21 protein-coding genes are annotated in these 18540 nt (G+C 42.2%); 7 read left to right on the top strand and 14 right to left on the bottom strand.

The window, feature by feature from the left end:
• Window positions 1–183 precede the first annotated feature (183 nt).
• On the bottom strand, window positions 184–477 hold the full coding sequence (locus DSOL_RS11755) for a hypothetical protein (RefSeq protein ID WP_075365052.1): 294 nt from the start codon (window positions 475–477) through the stop codon (window positions 184–186).
• 136 nt (window positions 478–613) lie between these two features.
• Here DSOL_RS11755 and DSOL_RS11760 point away from each other — a divergent pair, with 136 nt between their 5' ends.
• Entirely contained in the window at window positions 614–823 is a 210-nt protein-coding gene (locus DSOL_RS11760; RefSeq protein ID WP_075365053.1) for a hypothetical protein, read from the top strand.
• A 14-nt stretch (window positions 824–837) separates the two neighbouring features.
• Here the strand turns inward: DSOL_RS11760 and DSOL_RS11765 are convergent, their stop codons facing one another.
• Together DSOL_RS11765 and DSOL_RS11770 are read right to left on the bottom strand one after the other, a co-directional pair.
• Window positions 838–1521: a PhoH family protein gene (locus DSOL_RS11765; RefSeq protein WP_075365054.1), complete on the bottom strand. Its 684-nt coding sequence runs from the start codon at window positions 1519–1521 to the stop codon at window positions 838–840.
• 110 nt (window positions 1522–1631) lie between these two features.
• Entirely contained in the window at window positions 1632–3638 is a 2007-nt protein-coding gene (locus DSOL_RS11770) for a molybdopterin-dependent oxidoreductase (protein ID WP_075365055.1), read from the bottom strand.
• A 190-nt stretch (window positions 3639–3828) separates the two neighbouring features.
• On the opposite strand from DSOL_RS11770, the gene DSOL_RS11775 reads away from it, so the two are divergent.
• Together DSOL_RS11775 and DSOL_RS11780 are read left to right on the top strand one after the other, a co-directional pair.
• On the top strand, window positions 3829–5559 hold the full coding sequence (locus DSOL_RS11775; protein WP_235838788.1) for a methyl-accepting chemotaxis protein: 1731 nt from the start codon (window positions 3829–3831) through the stop codon (window positions 5557–5559).
• A 55-nt stretch (window positions 5560–5614) separates the two neighbouring features.
• Entirely contained in the window at window positions 5615–5914 is a 300-nt protein-coding gene (locus DSOL_RS11780) for a hypothetical protein (protein ID WP_075365056.1), read from the top strand.
• Window positions 5915–5995: 81 nt separating this feature from the next.
• Here DSOL_RS11780 and DSOL_RS11785 read toward each other — a convergent pair whose 3' ends face one another.
• Window positions 5996–6631: a carbonic anhydrase gene (locus DSOL_RS11785; RefSeq protein WP_075365057.1), complete on the bottom strand. Its 636-nt coding sequence runs from the start codon at window positions 6629–6631 to the stop codon at window positions 5996–5998.
• Between the two features lie 256 nt (window positions 6632–6887).
• Window positions 6888–7451, bottom strand: coding sequence for a flavodoxin family protein (locus tag DSOL_RS11790; RefSeq protein WP_075365058.1), 564 nt, complete (start codon window positions 7449–7451; stop codon window positions 6888–6890).
• A 148-nt stretch (window positions 7452–7599) separates the two neighbouring features.
• Between DSOL_RS11790 and DSOL_RS11795 the strand changes: the two genes are divergently transcribed.
• On the top strand, window positions 7600–8853 hold the full coding sequence (locus DSOL_RS11795; protein WP_075365059.1) for an MFS transporter: 1254 nt from the start codon (window positions 7600–7602) through the stop codon (window positions 8851–8853).
• A gap of 437 nt (window positions 8854–9290) precedes the next feature.
• Here the strand turns inward: DSOL_RS11795 and DSOL_RS11800 are convergent, their stop codons facing one another.
• Complete coding sequence (locus tag DSOL_RS11800; protein WP_075365060.1) at window positions 9291–9497, bottom strand: hypothetical protein; 207 nt, start codon at window positions 9495–9497, stop codon at window positions 9291–9293.
• A 262-nt stretch (window positions 9498–9759) separates the two neighbouring features.
• On the opposite strand from DSOL_RS11800, the gene DSOL_RS11805 reads away from it, so the two are divergent.
• Entirely contained in the window at window positions 9760–10752 is a 993-nt protein-coding gene (locus tag DSOL_RS11805) for a polyprenyl synthetase family protein (protein ID WP_075365061.1), read from the top strand.
• 35 nt (window positions 10753–10787) lie between these two features.
• Here DSOL_RS11805 and DSOL_RS11810 read toward each other — a convergent pair whose 3' ends face one another.
• Window positions 10788–11855 (bottom strand): tetraprenyl-beta-curcumene synthase family protein, encoded by a 1068-nt coding sequence (locus DSOL_RS11810; RefSeq protein WP_075365062.1) that lies wholly within the window; start codon window positions 11853–11855, stop codon window positions 10788–10790.
• A gap of 165 nt (window positions 11856–12020) precedes the next feature.
• Between DSOL_RS11810 and DSOL_RS11815 the strand changes: the two genes are divergently transcribed.
• Window positions 12021–12227, top strand: a complete 207-nt coding sequence (locus DSOL_RS11815) for a hypothetical protein (RefSeq protein WP_075365063.1) — start codon at window positions 12021–12023, stop codon at window positions 12225–12227.
• Window positions 12228–12270: 43 nt separating this feature from the next.
• Window positions 12271–12531, top strand: coding sequence for a spore coat protein (locus tag DSOL_RS11820; protein WP_083642509.1), 261 nt, complete (start codon window positions 12271–12273; stop codon window positions 12529–12531).
• Window positions 12532–12603: 72 nt separating this feature from the next.
• Here the strand turns inward: DSOL_RS11820 and tatA are convergent, their stop codons facing one another.
• The 7 genes from tatA to hemB all read right to left on the bottom strand — a co-directional run bounded on the left by tatA (window position 12604) and on the right by hemB (window position 18487).
• Window positions 12604–12807: a twin-arginine translocase TatA/TatE family subunit gene (tatA, locus tag DSOL_RS11825; protein ID WP_075365064.1), complete on the bottom strand. Its 204-nt coding sequence runs from the start codon at window positions 12805–12807 to the stop codon at window positions 12604–12606.
• A 167-nt stretch (window positions 12808–12974) separates the two neighbouring features.
• Complete coding sequence (locus DSOL_RS11830; protein WP_075365065.1) at window positions 12975–13739, bottom strand: SDH family Clp fold serine proteinase; 765 nt, start codon at window positions 13737–13739, stop codon at window positions 12975–12977.
• Window positions 13740–13843: 104 nt separating this feature from the next.
• Entirely contained in the window at window positions 13844–14137 is a 294-nt protein-coding gene (locus DSOL_RS11835; protein WP_075365066.1) for a hypothetical protein, read from the bottom strand.
• Between the two features lie 42 nt (window positions 14138–14179).
• Window positions 14180–15469 carry a glutamate-1-semialdehyde 2,1-aminomutase gene (gene hemL, locus DSOL_RS11840; protein WP_075365067.1) on the bottom strand — a complete coding sequence of 430 codons (1290 nt, stop codon included), beginning with the start codon at window positions 15467–15469 and terminating at the stop codon, window positions 14180–14182.
• Window positions 15470–15484: 15 nt separating this feature from the next.
• Window positions 15485–16510 carry a siroheme decarboxylase subunit beta gene (ahbB, locus tag DSOL_RS11845; RefSeq protein ID WP_075365068.1) on the bottom strand — a complete coding sequence of 342 codons (1026 nt, stop codon included), beginning with the start codon at window positions 16508–16510 and terminating at the stop codon, window positions 15485–15487.
• Between the two features lies 1 nt (window position 16511).
• Window positions 16512–17507 carry a putative heme d1 biosynthesis radical SAM protein NirJ2 gene (gene nirJ2 / locus DSOL_RS11850; RefSeq protein WP_075365069.1) on the bottom strand — a complete coding sequence of 332 codons (996 nt, stop codon included), beginning with the start codon at window positions 17505–17507 and terminating at the stop codon, window positions 16512–16514.
• Window positions 17504–18487: a porphobilinogen synthase gene (hemB, locus tag DSOL_RS11855; RefSeq protein ID WP_075365070.1), complete on the bottom strand. Its 984-nt coding sequence runs from the start codon at window positions 18485–18487 to the stop codon at window positions 17504–17506. The genes nirJ2 and hemB overlap by 4 nt, the downstream gene beginning before the upstream one ends.
• Window positions 18488–18540: the final 53 nt, after the last annotated feature.

Consider the following 18540-nt stretch of genomic DNA (forward strand, 5'->3'; position numbering starts at 1 on the left):
CCATAGCCTTGGTCTTGTCTATAGATATGGGACAAGATTTTCGAAAAAGGGTCCTTCCGTATAAAGCGGAAGGACAAAGAACTTGACTACATGAAAAAGACAAAAATGCCTTCGACTTATTATACTATAATCTTACATATTTTTGTTGGTTTCACCAACTGGTAATTTATGCATATATTGTCTTTATTCTACACTGAATTGTACTTTAACTTCATTCTTAGCTTCGATCTGCAAAATTACATCTTCATCACGTGGCTTATAGTTAACGTTCTCAATATCATTCAAATTAATCCAAAATACTCCTGCCTCCCCCCCCCATATTGAAACCTTATCATCGGCTACGTCAATGTTCTCTACAACTCCAAAATCCATAGCACATTCTACGACACAAACTACTTCTATGCACTTCAAGTTTTTCCCAAGGAACTTTTCCTTAAGAAATTTTACAAATTCAATTTTTGCTGATAGAGTTAACACTTAAGATTTTCCTCCTTGTAAGCCCAAAGACATATTTAGATTTAATTAAGAAAAGAAATCATAGCGGATATTCTATCTCTGTGCAGGTTTTTTACTTTTCTTATCGAATCATTGATTAGATTAGAGGTGATTTAGTTTGAAGACCCAATATCTTGTAATCCCAGTCTCAGATGAAGAACGCAAACGTCTTGATTATGTTTGTACGAAATTAGGTATTACCATTGAGAAATTTTTTGACACCGCACTGAAAGAAGGGGAAATGGAAGTACTAAGCAATGACGCCTTGAAACCAGGGGGTACGTTTTGGAATAATGAAGAAGAAACATTCAAGAAGGACGCTGAATAAGCGTTCTTCTTTTCTTAAGGATTCCGAAATGAATCTGCCCAATTTGCCAAATCTCCACGGAAATTCTTAGTCAGCGTAAGAATTTTGCAATACGGTTGACCTTTAAAATGTTCCATATACGGGACAAAACCACTTTTGGCAGCAGGAATGTCAATTTGTCCCGAGTGTCCAATGCAGATGACCTTACATGAGTCATGAACCCGAGTGAATATTTTACGCAACTCGGTTACCGTAAAATTCTGGCATTCGTCTATGATAATTGTCATGTCTTTAAGATTAGTTCCTCTTAGAAAGACTGGGCTAGTAGGGTAACACCAAATGCTGTCCATCACTCGTTTGATACTCACCTTTTTGCGAATTGCTTCGTTTGCCAAGACTTCTTCGTTATAAATACACTGTGTTGGATTCTCGTTGATTTCTAACAGAGCATCTATAAGTGGTTGATGATAAATACTTTCCTTCTCGGATTGAGTTCCAGGCCGAAATCCCATGCTTGACTCCTGTACAGGGTTAAAGATATAGGTTAGTGGCTTCTTGAAAATCTTAGCACATGCAACCGCTAGGGTGGTTTTACCCGTTCCCGCATTAGCATTGACCATAACTAATTGATAATCAAATATTGCATCAACGTATTCGTGCTGTTCTGCTGTTAATCTAGGTGCAAACCCAAATAACAGGTTATTCTCAGGTAACGGCATACTATTCACCTCACCGAATCTCAATCACTGTTTAAGCAATTTTAAACCCAAACTTATTTTTACTTTATTATTTCACGACGCTAAATTTACATTCAATAATATTTTCTTGCTCAATGGCAGGCCAATCGGACATCAACTTTGACATCATAAAGGGTGCTGCCCTCTGCCCTATCGGTTAGGCGTTGAGATGTTAGGGCATTTACGGAAAGGCCTTCATTCACATCCTTGTTCCAAAACAAACCTTCAGTAACCACGACTCCTTGAGGAACTTTTGTTGTTAACTTAAGGATGAATGGTACCTCACCTCGATCGTTGAACGCTATCACTCTTTGTCCATCCTCCAAGTTCTTCTGCTCGGCATCCTTAAAATTCATTTGAAGATACACTGATTCTTTTTTGCGCAGCAAATCGGGTCGCTCATTAAACGAAGAATTCAGCGAATATAAACTAGGGGTACTCATCAGATAGAATGGGGCATCATCCCCATGAGGCTCAAAATAACGCGGTAATGGCTCGGCCTCTTTTGGATTATATAGTTCAATTTTACCGGATGGAGTAAGAAAAGTCGTTTTGTAGTTCTCGGGCAGAGTGAGTTCGACTGGATAGCCTTCTTTTAGTTTTACTAGGTCAACCCGTTCTAGCCATGGGGTCGGTGGGTCGATTAGTTGATCAATAACTTCATCCGCATTTTGTGAAAAGAAAGGTTCTTCGAAACCCATGGCTTGGGCGAGCATCTTAAAAACGTCCCAGTTAGATTTCGCCTCGCCTACTGGAGGGATTACCGCTGCTGTTCTCTGGAGGCCATAATGACCATAGGAGCGATAGATATCTGGATGTTCTAATGAGCTCGTTGCTGGCAAGACTATATCTGCATAACGGGCAGTATCCGTCATAAATCGTTCATGAACAACCGTAAATAGATCCTCCCGCCTTAGTCCCTTGATAATCATGTTTTGGTCAGGGGCTACGACTGCTGGGTTAGAGTGATAGACATATAAGCTCATGATCGGCGGATTGGATAACTCCGTCAGGGCATGACCGAGTTGATTCATATTCACAATTCGGGTTGGCTTTTTTAGGAAATCCTCGTGTGTAACTCGACCCGTTAGAAGAGCCTTGGTAGACACACTGGCTATTAACCCACCGCCCGGCTTTCCCCAAGCTCCAACAAGAGCAGGTAGACTGGTAACAGTTCGGACAGTCATCGCCCCGTTGCCATAGCGAGAAAGCCCCGAGCCCAAAGCAATAAAGGGTGCGCGGGCGTTGCCGTAATGAAGTGCCAATTCTTCGAGCAAACTAACTTCAATCCCGGTGATTTGATGGACTTTATCTGGTGGATACTCGGGCAATACATCCTCCCTAAACTGTTCAAACCCCTGGACATGCTTATCCATGAAAGATTGATCTATCCAGCCCTCACGAACTAGGATATGCATCATACCAAGGGCTAAAGCACCATCACTTCCAGGCCGTACTAATACCACCTTATCCGCAATTTGTGCGGTGGGAGTTTCATAGGTATCCACGAGCCAAACGGTGGCTCCACGCTTTTTGGCTTCTTTTACATTATGTAACAGATGAATGTTTGTCGCCAAGACATTCGTGCTCCACAAGATAACCAAATCACTTTTCCTTACCTCATCTGGATGTGGGGCCAGAGTATCTCCCATGATGGAATTCCAGCCATATCCCTTGGCCGAAGAACAGATGGTACGGGCCAATCTAGAAGCTCCCAACCGATGGAAAAACCCCTCCCCGCAATTACGTTGGACAACACCCATTGTTCCCGCGTAGGAATAAGGCAATATAGCTTCCGGTTGATAGTTTGAAATAATTCTTTGCCACCGAGCGACAATGCGTTGGATTGCATCGTCCCAAGTAATCGGTTTAAACTGTCCCTGCCCTTTTTCTCCTACACGCACTAGAGGGTGGGTCAATCTTTGCGCAGAGTGAACCGTTCGTTCATAGTGAACCATTTTCGGGCATAAAGTCCCTCGAGTATAGGGATGCTCTCTATCACCCGTAACCTTCACTACTTGACCGCCCACAATTTCAACGAATAGGCTGCACATATCAGGACAATCATAAGGGCAAACAGTCCGCTTCAATTCCGACAAACGATCATCTCCTTCTACTTATTATACCAATATTCTTGGACTAAGGAATGATTTTCAACGTCATAATCCCTGAGATTAAAAAAATTCCTATATGTAAACCAACTATACAGGATTTTCTGTTTTCAGTGTTGAATGTTACGTATTTAAACAGATTTAGACGGAAATTGAGAAATCTAAGGGGTGGACAGATGTGAACGTTTTAAAATTGCACAATCGGAAACTAAGATTTCATGTAACGACACTAATGTTATTTCTTGCTTTGGCAGTTGGAATTGTAGGAGCCATCGGAATTTATGGGATGTATCAAATGAATGGAAACTCAATTATGATTTACCAACAAGACGTTATTCCTGTAAATAAACTATCCGAAATGCACTTAGATACCCAACTCTTTCGCTCAAATGTCATCTTAGCGGTCAGTGCACGTTCTCCTGAAGAGCGGAATAATTTCTTGAAAATTGTTGATCAGAAAAAAGATGCAATGGTAGAGCATATGGCAAAATACGAAGCTATTCCAAAATCGTCTGAAGATGAAGTTTCTTGGAAAAAGTTCAAAACTGCCTGGAATGATTATGTAGTCTCATCTCAAGTCACAATTTTTGACGCCCAAGAAGGCCGGATAGATGATGCTAAGACCAATATGTATGATGTTGCAGGCGCAAAAAACCAATTAGCTGGGGATATCTTGCAAAAGCTTATTGACACAAAAATGAACGATGTAAACCTACATAGTACTTTAACCACAAACCAAATCTTTAAGAAAGCCGCACTTATTTCAGTTATTCTTATTGTTATCGATGTCTTAGTCAGTATTCTCATAGGCTGGTTTTTGGGCCGAGCCCTCAGCAATATGATGCATCACTTAGTGCTCAATGCTAATGAAATTGCCGCTGGGGATATTGCCCGAAAGAAGAAGGCCCCTTGGAAGCCTTGGAACCGAGAAGGAAAAGAACTACAACAGGCCTTTGGCGAGATGGGTGCCTCATTAAGAGACACGATCACGAGGGTGGTTGGGATGGCGAATCAATTGGCCCAAACTGCGCAAGAAATGCGCCTTGGTGCCGAACAATCGGCACAGGTCGCAGAACAAGTGGCAACCTCCGCGACCACTATCGCCACTGACGCTGAATTACAAGCCCAGGAAATGACAGAAAATCATGAACGAATGAGTTTGGTAATCGATGTCTTGAGTCAGACAGAACATGATGCCGAAAATGTCACCCTTGCCTCTAAGCGTTCCGCCGAGCTTTCACGTCAAGGGAATCAGGGTCTTGGACAAGTGGTGACACAAATGAATGAAATCGAAAGTCAGGTCCACAATTTGAGCCAAGTAATCGGGGAAGTAGATCAGAAATCAGAAGAGATCGCTAAAACTGTACAAATCATTGACAGCATTGCCCAACAAACCAATCTCTTGGCATTAAATGCAGCGATTGAGGCCGCACGTGCCGGAGAGAACGGCCGTGGGTTTGCTGTTGTAGCAGAAGAAGTCCGCAAACTAGCCGAGCAGGTTCAAACAAGTTTAGTCGATATTTCCAAGCGAGTTCAAGAAATGCAGCAGGTTTCCCGGAGTGCCCACCAAGGAATGAAGACCAGTGTAGAGAGTGTTAATCACGGAAGTGCTTACCTAAAGGAGATTTCTGCTCAATTTTCTGTTATCCTTGATTCGGTAGAAGAAAGTGCAGGATTAGCGCAAGGCATCGAAACCACAGTCCAGAAAGCCCAACAAGATGGAGAACAAATTAAAGTTGGCATGCAAAATGTTGTAAGTCAGGCTGCAGCCACTTCAGCAAGCACACAGACCACAGCTGCAGCGGCTGAGGAACAAAACGCATCTGTCGAGGAATTATTTGCTTCGGCAGAAAGCTTGAATGACCTAGCCAAAGATTTGAAGCAGTTAATGGAATACTTTAAACTTTAAAACCACAAATAGCGACCTGAAAATTGGCTACAATACTTGAAGGGAGGTGAATACTATGGATAAGAAAACTGATTTAGATAAAGTGACTGAGGCGATTGAACAGAGCGATCGACAATTCAGCGGTATGGTAAGCTTTAACGATTTGTTTACACCGTCCTTCATGACTCTTCATACACAATTTTCAAACTTTAAAGAGTTGCTCGACGCTGGAAACTATAATGTTAATAGTCTAGCGGACTTCAATGCTATCCTTAACCCTGAATTTGATGAATTTATAAATAGAACAACAAAATTTAAAAGCTGGGAAGAAATGCAATCCACTGCCGTCGCTGAATATTTTAAGAAGAAGGCATAAATGCCTACACCACAAGAAGGCCATCTCCTAATGGAGATGGCCTTCTCAATGTTGATTTTTCGAACCATCGGACTCTCTTCGTTAGTTGGCTAATTCAAAGGCTCCTTTCATGGAGTTATAAATGAAAACCTCTCCTGTTTCGATCGTATAATACATACCAATAATATCGATCTCGTTGTTGTTATACTTTTCAACAATAAATGGGTACGTTAACAAATGTTTAATCTGTTCGACGATATTGACTTGCTCTGTTAGCCATTCCCTCATTTCTAAATCGTCTTTTGGCAGCTCTTCGAGTACTCTAGTTTTCACGTTCTCAGCTAATTCTAACCACTTTTTGGTGGCAGGTATTTCATCGAGAACCTCATCCGGCAAATAGATTGACGAGCAACCGCCACAATTCGAGTGTCCACAAATAATGATATTCTTTACTTTTAAGACCTTTACTGCATATTCGATAGCTGCAGTTGTTGCTGAAGTGGTCGCTTCATACTCATGTGCTTCTTTATATTTCGGAACGATATTGGCAATATTCCTTGTAACAAACAGTTCTCCTGGCAACGATTTCGTTATCAATTCTGGCACGACACGCGAGTCAGAACACGCGATGAACAAAGTATGGGGTTCTTGACGCCTCTTCAATCTACAAAACAAATTCTTATGTTCTTCATAGTCTTGTGTTCTAAATTTGATGAGCCCTGCCACTAAACTTTTCATAAGGCAACCTCCCATTAATCTTTTTCGGACTCTATCTTGACCTTTATTAAACTTAATTGACGTCATTGTGTCTTGAAAATAACGTTATTTTTTCATTATAGATGAAGACTACAATTTTTGATATAGCTAGGCGGTATAGGCGTAATCAATTTATCGTATGGATAATAACGGCAAAAAAGTCAGCAACCGGTCTCTTGGCCTTTTGCTGACTTTTCCATCGTTACTAACTACAGTGTTTCTACCCCTGTATACTTATTTACTCGCCCTTTCGATTCGAAACGACGACCATCTCTCTTGCAGCGTTCAAAATTGTATTGAGTTTGTACGTTCTATTTTTTTGGGTAACCCCTATCAGGTCAAATTTTTCAGCTTTGGCATGGGCTAAGAATCTCTCCATAGAGGTGAGACAAGTCGTTAGCCCGTTACCGCTCCCGCCTGCTGCTGCTACAGCTATGACAGATTTTCCCTGTAATAAGTTCTTATCTTTTTTCAAGGCCTCACATCGGCGCAAGCGATCAAAAAACGCTTTAGCGGATTCACTCATTTCTCCCCAATAGACTGGTGTTATTAAAATATAAGCATCCATCCCAGCCATAGATGCATGTAACCCTTGAAAATCATCCTGGACTTGACACTCGTGTTTGTCACGACAAGGACCCCAGCCGTTCCCACAAGCCTTGCATTGACCAATTCGTTGCTTATTTAAGTCCACCATAACCACTTGTGCACCGGCCTCTTCTGCACCTGTTCGGGCAGCTCTGCCACAGGCAGCTGTTAACCCATCAATATTCGGGCTACTTGTAAAAATCATGACATTCATCTTTTTTCAATCCTTTACCCTCTTCAATTTATATTCTCTTATTGTATCAGGAATATGATGTCCCTGGAAGGGGTTACTTGGTAAGTTAGGATCAGGATTTTTTCCATTGCTCATAATATGGTATAATTATTGAAAAAGGTGTTTATCAATGAAGATATTTGAATATCCACAGAGGGTGGTTAGACATAGTTTCCCCGCATTAATCCATGTGAATTTTCGCATTTATTGGCTCGGTCAATGTGTTTCTTTAATAGGCACTTGGATGCAAAATATAGGGCAAACATGGCTAGTGTTCTCTTTAACTGGCTCTCCACTACTCTTAGGTTTATTAGGAGCTGTTCAATTTTTACCGATCACGATCTTTTCCTTATTCGCCGGTGTGGTTATCGATAAGTATCCAAAGAAAAAAATACTAATAATCACTCAATTTCTCTCTATGATTTTAGCATTTTCCTTATCTGCTCTGGTCTTCACCCACACAGTAAAATATGGCTATGTTCTTATTCTAGCCTTGATTTTAGGCTTTACAAATACAATTGATATGCCTACAAGACAGGCCTTCACGATTGAGATGGCAGGCAAAGAGGATTTAATGAACGCGATTGCCTTAAATTCTGCCACCTTTAATTTAGCGAGAATAATTGGTCCCGCCATAGGTGCTATAGTAATGGCCTCTTTGGGCGCTGGCTGGTGTTTTTTCTTAAATGGATTAAGCTTTTTGGCTGTGCTAATGAGCTTATTTAAAATTAAAGTGAATCCGTATGTAAGAAGAAAAGTCTCCAATACGCTCTTGAAAGAGATAAAGGACGGCTTAAAATATATAGCCAGTGAACCGTCATTACTACAGACTATTTTGATGGTATTAATAATAGGGGTCTTCGTATTCAACTTTAATGTCTTAATTCCGGTTTTTAGTAAAAACGTACTTCATCAAGGCGAAAAGGTTTATGGATTGTTAATGTCTGCCTTAGGATTAGGATCATTATTAGGGGCATTAATGGTTTCCGTCAATAGCAAATCAGGTCCTAAAGTCAAAGTTTTGGTGGGCAGTGGTGTGATGGTCTCCATAATGCTAATATTAGTAAGCATCACAACGGTCTATTATTATACAGCAATTTTATTAGTTATTACGGGCATATTTAACATATGGTTCAGCACAACTGCAAATTCAACACTTCAGATTACTGCCAAAGATGAGTACAGAGGAAGGGTTATGAGCGTCTATTCCTTAGTCTTTGCAGGTGCAACTCCGATTGGAAATTTGTTTGCTGGATTAACAACTGATAAATATGGGGCAAGTACATCGTTTTTCCTGAGTGGAGTATTAACCATTGTTTTGATTGCATTTTTAAAGCTCTTATTTATGGACAAAGCAAATAGTAAAAGGCTCAAGCCTTCTTAAAGATGACCAAACCTACTGGTCGATCTAGAAATAATTACTATATATGTAATAAGCACCTGCAATTCCAGCTGGAATTGCACAAGCCATAATATATGCGTATATCGTTGGTTTGATTAGGTCCTTCCACACACTATTTCCAGGCATAACATTCTCACCTCAACGTATAGTCTACCACGCGAACCACGTACAAATACCCTTTGAATTACATATACTACATTAGCTTTTCTCTCATCTTATATTATTCTAAAAAAAGGAGAGAGAGCAATGAGGTTATTTCCAAGATTTTGCCGGTTCCCAATCTTCTTTGGTTTTCCAATTCCCTTACGCAGACGATTCCGTCCTTGGTTATATTAGCAAAAAAAGCCGGTTGCTTCGTTAGGAGGCACCGGCTTTTTTTGCGACCCATTGGTTTTTAGAGGCTACTGACACTGTATTAATTAGCCTTCTTGAGTTTCTTCTATGATTCCTTTGTTATGAAATACTTCCTCGACCTCTAAAGTAAGCATTCCACCTTTGGCATTCTTACGACCATCTTTACCGTAATTTGGTGTTTTATCATCGTTAATAACACTTACAACACCGGCTGGCTCCCAAGGCTGTCGATTCAATTGAGAAGCATGTTCCTTTATATTTTCGTTGCCCATTTTTAATATTCCTCCCCGATTTTTTGTTTTTTCTGTATTGAACCTATTTTATTTCGTTTATACACTTTTAGATTTCCCTGAAGCATTATTCCTACTCATTTTATTTGCTATAACATCGGAAGTCAGATCAAACTCCCTTAAATCCGCATATGAAACTGTAATCGATTGGAAAATATTTTATATTTAGGTATCCTATCTTTATCTTTATGACATAATATAAAAAGCATTTTTTTATTTTAGATAGAGGGCAGAGGCTGATGTTATGAGTTTACAACAACTTTATAAATCTGCGGATACATCGATTCCTATGCTTCAATTTCCAGAACTACTATTTGTTGAAGATCAATTACAGTTAGTCCTCGATAAAGCAGATGGCCTCATTAAACAAACCTGTGTTAGTTTGTTACAAGCGGGTGGAAAAAGAATTCGGCCACTTCTCACTATTTATAGTGGTATGTGTTTTGCACCCTTAAATCCCTCGATGATTAAAGCTGCAGTAGCAGCGGAACTCATTCACATGGCTTCCCTAATTCACGACGATGTTATTGATGAATCAGCCACTCGGCGTGGCAAACCGACAGTGAGCGCCTTATATGGAAATCATGCAGCAATTTTGACCGGAGATTACCTCTTTGCTGAAGCCTTTAACATTCTCTCGACACATCAATTACTATCCAGTATGAAATACCTCGTCGAAGCGATCCAAGCCATGTGTGAAGGAGAAGTAAATCAAGCGGATCAGCAATTTTCAAGTTCACTGGACATGCAACATTATTTTAGTCGGATTGCCAAGAAAACAGGAATCCTTCTTTCAGCCTGCTGCCAATCGGGTAGTATCCTCGCAGGGGCCAATCTAGACGAAACGAGCCGTATGCGGGAGTACGGGCTAAACATCGGATATGCCTATCAAATCACTGATGACATACTTGATATTAGTGGAGACGCAGGCTCGCTCGGCAAACCTGTTGGAGTTGATCTAATGAATGGAAACATCACCCTACCGATACTTTATCTTTTGGATAACCCCATTTATGGGAACTGGCTTCGTGAAATCATGAAAATGCAAAAAATAACTCGTCAGGGCAGCCAAAGTCTCAGAGAGGCTCTTATTTGTTCAGGGTGCATGGAGCAAGCTTATGCCACAGCCTCCAGATGTATCGATAAAGCTAAAGCTTGCTTAGATGAAATCCATTCTAGTCCCTATAAATCGGCTCTTTTAGGGTTGGCTGATTCGATCTTGCATCGTACAACTTAGAAGAAAATTCTACTAAGAATGGGACCAATTCCTTCTTAGAGAGACTTCCTTTTGCGCAATTGGCAACACATCCAATAGAGTAGGTTGGCTCCCAACCCACTCTCCCCCAACAATTGCTTCGTAACGGATCGAATTTGGGTGTCCATACTCTTTTCATCAGAAAGATACATGGCGAGAAGCCCTTGGACAACCGCACGATGGAACTTTGGATGACCCAATTTCTCTGCCTGCTTAAAGGAATTCTTCACGAATAAATGCAGTCGATCTCGTATTTCCGTGGATTCATAATACGCCACGAAATTCAGCTGGTTCGTCTCCCTGTCTTCGCGTAGATCGATGAAATAATCCAGCAGAATATGGAGGCCACAGATCCACGGAAAGTAGGCCTGCCTGATCTTCTGTGCTTGCTTTAAGGTCAGTTGGGGATTGAAAGCAACTGCATAAAGACAAAAAACTCCAAGGGTTGACCCAGTGGCCGCAGCAAATTCCCAGGTTGTTATTCCCGGATAGAGGGTTAAATTGGGGTTGATCCAGTTTAACATCTTCGATTCTCTTTCTTCCACAGCCAAATGTTTGTAAGTTTGTAAGGAGGAATAGAGTTTAGCAAGCTTTACGGCTTCTTCCTGAACAATATTGTACGAAGGTAATTTTCTGAGACAATCTTGACAAACTTTGACAAGCCGTTCTAAGTACCCTCCATCTTCTCGATAGGGATAATGCAAATAGTAATCCGAAGGGGTTATTTGAGGGTTCAAAGCTTCTTGCATTGCTAAATGCAACTGTGAAAAGGCCATTTCATCTTGAACTTCAAGGCTATCGACCAAATTATCGAGATAATCACTCATGGTTTGATAGGCAACGATAAATTTAATGGTTACCCCCCTATTTACACCTGGATAAAGAGCATAAATACTTCCGCCTTGACAGTGAAAGGCCTTTGAGCGAATACTTTCTGTGGCTTGCTGGCTTAAGCGGGCATCAGGTAACTGTGCGGCCAGACGTTGCCATTGGTTTAGCTCTTGTTTAACAAGAGGAAAAACCTCTGATACATATTGATATATAAGCCGTGCTGGATTCATGGGTGGGACAATTAATGAATTCATACATCAATTTCTCCTTCATTATAATAATTCTATTATACCCATTTACGAACTTACTCAACAGAATGATGTCATGTCGTCATTTTACTTCCCATAAATTCACAGACATACTTCGAATCAATCTGAGGCATTCTATGTATGCACTAAATCACGGAGAGGAGAATGATCATGACTACTTCAATGCCTGAACTAACAGCAAGAAATTTAGCCATCTTGAATGACCAACTCGGAGCGGAAGCTTTACTTGTCCATAAGTTCGCCCAAGCCGCACAATCGGTTCAAGACCAAGCTGTCAGTTCCCAACTTTCTTCCATTTCTCAGCAACATCGTAAACACTACGATACCCTACTCAATTATTTGAATTCGCATCAATAAGATCATAAATACGATTGGAAAGGACGGAATTAAGGTGAATAATATGCAAACTACATTGTCTGAACAAGAAATATTAACCGATTTGTTGACAAGTGAAAAACATTGTACTTCGACAGTAAATACGTTCATTACAGAATCAACTTGTGCAAATTTAAGGCAAAACCTTAAAGATATCCTAACTGAAGAACATAGTATCCACGAAAATATTTACAATATAATGAACCAAAAAGGCTGGTATCCTACAAGCGATGCCCAAGCTCAAGAAGTTCAAAAAGCTAAGGATAAGTTCAAACCCTTACAATAGTCAGAATGGCTATTACCACTAAATATCTCAAGTAAAAAGACGAGGCCCAAAGGCCTCGTCTTTTGGATTTTACTATTCAACTTTTTCTTTTTCTATTTTTACAGCCTTAGCTTCTTCTTTTTCTGGTTCTCCTTCACTGGCACTTTTAAATTCTCTTATCCCTTTACCTAGAGATTTTCCTAATTCCGGTAACTTTCCTGGTCCAAAGATTACCAAGGCAATAACCAGAACTATACCTGCTGTCATTGGCGTTAAAAATCCAAACGTTGTGAGCATAACTGTCCACCTCCAATATAATAACTAACCTATCCCTTATTGTACACTAAACATATCAAGAAAGAAAATCAAGCACAGACTTATCCTACAACATTGAGTGACAACACGCAATATGTTTCTTATGGAAACTCAAAAAGACTGCTATAAGCGAGTCTTTTTCGTACCACTTATTCTTCTTTTTCCTTGAAAAGTTCTTCATATCCGAGATATAATTCCCAGACTACCTCCCATAATTCGCCCTGAGCTTCAGTCACTTTAAACCCAAGTTCTCTGGCCTCATAAAGACCTATAGGGTAACCGTGTGAAAAGTATCCCTCAGTTAAAGCCTGTGTTACGGTCTGAACCCTTTCTGGGTCATCTTTGAGCATATAGCGCGATAACAACATTTCAGCATATTGCCTAGTTGCCTTTATGGTTTTTTCATAGTCCCCAATTAGCCATGGATCAAGTTTGTTGAGCAGTGGGGTTACGATTAATGATGTAATCTCTGGGTCGGAACTATTTATCATGGATCGTTGCAAATAATCCAAACAATGCCAAACCGCTTGAACGGGTACCAAAATATCTTTATAGATCGGATGCTTGGTAAGCGGATCAATGGGTCCAAGTTCGGAGAGCGGCCCCATAACAACTTCATCTGCTCCAAGTACAAGCATAGAAGCTGCAGATTTGGCAGCAAAGGGAACAATTACGGCGAACTCTTCACAAAACTCTCGGATCAACCTTACAACTTTATAAGGTGTATCCAACGCTCCTCCATAACTGTGTAGAAGAAGGTCAATTTTACGGGTGTGACCAATTTCCTTTAGTTGTTTGTAGAGGGGGACTAAAATAGAGTCATCAAGCGGTGTAAAGGAAAAATAGACTAAGACCTTAGAATCTCGCAGTTGTTCTAAACGCTCAATAAAGCAACCACGTTCCTCTGCTTTCAAACGGCTTCCCTCCCAGACCCAACTTATATTCCATATTATTCCAATATGGCGTATGTGGTGCGTTCTGGGAAAAGGTAATTCAGAAAGTAGTCATACCAAACAAATTAGGAAGGCTTCTTGGGAATGGTTACTTTCACACCCGATTGATCATGGCAACTCTGACAATATACCTCTCCGCCAAGTCCCTTTTTTTCGTGACAAGTATAGCATTGTTTCCAGGGTTGCTGATTGTTCTGAACGGCGTAACCATGTCCTTGAGGCCCATGAATCCACGTATCCTTAGAAACCGACGTATGGGGGTTTGACGGATCGCGATTTTGAGAAATAACGAGCACCGCTACCAAGGCAGCCAATAAACCGAACGAGATAAGGGCTCTTAAAACACGGTTGGGTTTCATAGGGAGAAGCACCCCTTTAAATTAAGGTTTTGATTGAGCTTTTTAGAGAGTTTTCAGAACGATTCGAGCCTGTTCCAGCGTGTAGTCAATGTCTGCTTCTGTATGTGCCGTCGATAAAAAGACAGCCTCAAATTGACTGGGAGCTAAGTAAATACCCTTTTCTAACATTGCGCGGAAGTACTTGGCAAATTGCCCCACATCCGATGTGCAAGCGCTAGTATAATCCTTGACTGGAGTATCTGTAAAAAAGGCAGAAAACATTGCCCCTACAGCATTGACCCAAATAGGAAGTCCCGCTTCTTGGGCAAGTTGTTTTAGTCCTTCAGCAAGTCGAGTCGTGTTATGTTGCAACGTTTCATAGACTCTTGGTTGCTGTAACAAGTTTAATGTTGCTAATCCGGCATTCATAGCCAAAGGATTACCGGAAAGGGTTCCTGCTTGATAAATAGGGCCACTTGGTGAAATTTGTTCCATGAAGCGTCTTTTTCCTCCGTATGCCCCAACCGGAAGTCCACCGCCGATTACTTTGCCCAAGCAGGTTAAATCCGGATCGATTCCGTAATAGCCCTGTGCCCCTCCATAACTAACTCTAAATCCAGTCATCACTTCGTCAAAGATCAGTAATGCTCCGAACTCTTCCGTCAAGCTGCGAACTCCCTGTAAGAATCCTTCTTCTGGTAAGACAACACCCATATTTCCTGCGACAGGTTCCAGAATCACACCAGCGATCTCTTCCCCTTCCCGCTGAAAAATTTCTCTTAACCCTTCAAGATCATTAAATTGGGCGGAAATTGTGGTAGCAGCGATTTGAGTTGGCACCCCTGGTGACGTTGGAACCCCAAAGGTCAGAGCTCCGCTCCCCGCCTTAATTAGAAGTTGGTCTGAGTGTCCATGGTAACACCCTTCAAACTTAACAATTTTTGTCCTACCCGTGGCGCCCCGCGCAAGACGCAAAGCACTCATCGTCGCTTCCGTTCCGGAATTGACCATGCGGATCATCTCCATAGAAGGATAGGCCTTTAGGACTTCTTCCGCTAATACCGTTTCAACCTCTGTTGGAGCGCCATAACTTGTCCCTCGCTCGGCCACCCGCTTAATCGCCGCAACCACGTCTGGATGAGCATGCCCGACAATCAGCGGGCCCCAAGATCCGACAAAGTCAAGGTAACGATTGCCGTCGATATCCCAAATATGGGCACCTTCCCCCCGGTCAATGAACACAGGGTCCCGCCCTACAGATTTAAAGGCTCTTACCGGCGAATTCACGCCACCAGGAATAACCTTTTGGGCCTTTGAAAAAGCATGACGACTTTTATCATCTACGAATGACATATGAATGCCCCCTTTCTAGTGGGTCTCTTCTTCTAGAAAATATTGCATGCTGCTCTTTTTTAATTCAGCAGTACTAAAAAGCATTGAATACGTCTTGACTCCTGTTGCACGGGAAATTCTCTTCATGACGTCCCCGCAATCCTCTTCAGTTCGTCCATGAACCATGGTAAAGAGATTGTACGGCCAATCGGGTAAGGTTGGTCTTTGATAACAGTGGCTTACTTCCTTAAAGCGTGCCATGATTTCCCCCACCTCAGCCGCCTGTTCAGGATTAACCTGCCATACACCCATTGCATTGGCCACAAAACCTGCTTTTTGATGCCGAAGAACTGCACCAAAACGACGGATGACTTTTGCTTCCAATAAACGACTTGCACAGGAGATGACACTCTCAACCCGCCACTGGAGAGTTTCAGCCAAGACTGTAAATGGAATGGGGGAATCCGGCAGGTTTCCCTGAAGCACTTGGATAAGTGAAATCTCCTCATCGCTCAATTTATATGGGGTCGCATTTTCTCCCAGTGTACTACTCAAATCAGCGTCACCAGCAATATTAAGCTCTCCATCGTTCATATCTTCTTCAATATCTTCATCGGATAAATCAAAATTAACATTAATTTTAAAAAATCGAGTGGCCGGCAAGCTAAAGATATCCGTTAACCCAGACGCTTCACGGATATTATGAAGAATACGCTCTGCCACTGCCTGCGAGCGGGCAATGAGCGTAAACCAGCTATTATACTCGTGATTACGAATATAGTTGTGAGTCACACCGGGAATCTTCTCGAGCAGTTCAGTCAAGAGGGAGATTTTTTCTGCTGGAACCTTGGCCGTACATAGAGTACTGTAGTACCCCAAACGTCGAGAATCAAAGACACCCCCTAAACGGCGAATAATTCCCTCCTGTCGCAGACGTTGAATTCGTTTAAAAGCATCTTCCTCCGTCGTTCCCACCGCTTCAGCGAGGCTTTGGTAGGGGTGAACTGCGATTGGATAGTGATCTTGGATGGCATTGAGTAGGGCCCGATCAGTTGCATCCATTCTAAACCCCCTTCCTTCCATGGTATAAGCACCACGGCTCCTCAGCCATGTAATCCCCATTATTGTAAAACGATGCACGTGCACGGCAACCGCCACAGGCATGCTTATACTCGCATGATCCGCAACCGCCTTTATACTCAAGCGTACGCAGGGTCTTTAAAACCTCATGATTCCGCCATATTTCATCAAATGGTGTCTCACGAACGTCTCCTAACGGAATATTTAAATAAGCACAGGGTTGAACTTGCCCTTTAGGTCCGATTATGCAATATGCAGTTCCGGCCAGACAACCACGACTAAAGCGCATATCGACGCCCATTTGTTTGGCAATCCGCATAAACTGAGGGGCACACGTTGGCTTCAGTTCAATATCCACGGTTTGCTGTTTTTTCATAATTCGAGTCAAAATATCCTCATAAGCCTCCGCCTTTAAGGATTCTTCCTCAATCGAAACTGCACGACCTGTCGGAACGAGGAAAAAGAAATGGTGGGCAACAGCGCCTAGCTCGACTGCAAAATCCGTAATCGCTTCCACTTCATGCGCATTCCAATCCATAATGGTCGTGTGAATTTGGAACGGGAGCCCCACTTCTCGGCAGATTTTCATCCCCCGCACAGCTCCATCCCAGGCACCTGGGAATTTACGGAAGTTATCGTGTTTTTCCTTGTCAAGAGAGTCTAAGGAAATGCCCATACCCATTGCACCAGCCTCTTTAAGTTTCCGAGCCAATTCATGGGTGAGCAAAGTTCCGTTAGTTCCAAAGACGGGACGCAATCCTAGAGACGTCGCATAAGCCACTAACTCTACAATATCCGTCCTCATCAGGGGCTCTCCCCCACTAAAGATCATAATCTTAAAACCTGCTTTGGCAATTTGCTCTAATAAGGTTCTGGCTTCAACTGTGCTGAGTTCATCTTCAGCTTTACACCCGGCCTCACGATAGCAATGATCACAGTACATATTACAGGCATTTGTTGTATTCCAGGAAACGATCATACTTGTCCTCCCTCTCTAAGCCAGCGCGCAACATCCATCGCATGGTACGTGATCAGCAAATCCGCACCTGCTCGCTTCATGCTCACTAGGGCCTCTGTGACAATACGTTTTTCATCGATCCATCCGTTCGCCGCAGCCGCCTTGACCATGGCATACTCACCGCTGACGTTATAAGCAGCAACAGGGAGTCCAAACCGTTCTTTGGTCCGATAGATAATATCTCCATAGGACAAGGCCGGCTTCACAATGATAATATCGGCACCCTCCTCAACGTCCAGAGCTGTTTCCCGCATAGCTTCATTGCCATTCGGTGGGTCCATCTGATACGTTCTGCGATCTCCAAATTGAGGGGTAGATCCCGCAGCTTCGCGAAAAGGGCCATAAAATCCCGAGGCAAACTTAGCAGAATACGCCATAATGGGGATATGAGAAAATCCTTCCTTGTCTAACACTTCCCTGATTGCACCTACTCGCCCATCCATCATATCCGATGGAGCCACCATATCTGCTCCAGCGCGTGCCTGGGAAAGAGCCGTCTGAGCAAGTAGGTCGAGTGTCGGGTCATTCAGAATTTGTCCGTTATCAATTAATCCACAGTGCCCGTGATCGGTATATTCGCATAGGCAGACATCCGTAATGACGTAGAGTTCCGGGAAGTGCTTTTTGGCTAAGCGTGTGGCCTCCTGAACTATCCCGTGCTCATGGTAAGCACCTGAACCAACACTATCTTTGTTCTCCGGAATTCCGAATAGCAGGACCGATGGAATTCCTAGTTCTACAACTTTTCTTAGTTCTATAACAAATTCATCTAGTGAAAAGTCATAAACGCCCGGCATGGAGGAAATCTCCACCTTTTTTTTCTCACCTGGCATGACAAACATAGGATATATCAAGTCCTCAACTCTAACATGGTTTTCTCGCACCATGCTTCGAATGGTTTCATTGGCCCGCAAACGGCGTGGCCGTCTTTTTAGTTCCATTGTAAGCCTCCTGAGTACTCAAATTTAATCATGCAAAAAATGCAAGAAATGGG

Source organism: Desulfosporosinus metallidurans, from assembly GCF_001936615.1.
Lineage (GTDB): Bacteria > Bacillota > Desulfitobacteriia > Desulfitobacteriales > Desulfitobacteriaceae > Desulfosporosinus > Desulfosporosinus metallidurans.